Genomic DNA, 444 nt, shown 5'->3' on the forward strand with positions numbered 1-444 from the left:
TTTAGCCGGGGTCAAGGTGCGACGTCCATGATCGGCTCATCGCTTCAAGTCGTCCCTAAGAAAACAAGATCGGGAGTCGCCCCTTCAAACCCCTCCAGAGTCCGACGGACATCACGGTGCTCGCCCGCGCCGCCGCCAAGGTCAAACGCCACGTGCTGCCGCTGTTCGTGGTGATGTTCATCGTCAACTACATCGACCGAGTGAACATCGGTTTCGTGCGCAGCCATCTGGAAACCGATCTGGGTATCGGCGCAGCGGCTTATGGACTGGGCGCCGGGCTGTTTTTCATCGGTTACGCACTGTTCGAAGTGCCGTCCAACATGCTGTTGCAGCGCTACGGCGCGCGGGTCTGGCTGACGCGGATCATGTTCACCTGGGGCGCCGCAGCCATGGCCATGGCGTTTGTTCAAGGTGAAACCAGTTTCTACGTGCTGCGCTTTATTC

Annotated in this window: 1 protein-coding gene; it reads left to right on the plus strand. The window is 59.2% G+C overall.

Annotated elements, in window-relative coordinates:
- Window positions 1-68: 68 nt before the first annotated feature.
- On the plus strand, window positions 69-444 hold a 376-nt coding region (locus J5M71_RS28555), incomplete at its 3' end, for an MFS transporter (RefSeq protein ID WP_207839024.1).

Origin of the sequence: Pseudomonas sp. 43(2021), assembly GCF_017490805.1 — a bacterium.
Lineage (GTDB): Bacteria > Pseudomonadota > Gammaproteobacteria > Pseudomonadales > Pseudomonadaceae > Aquipseudomonas.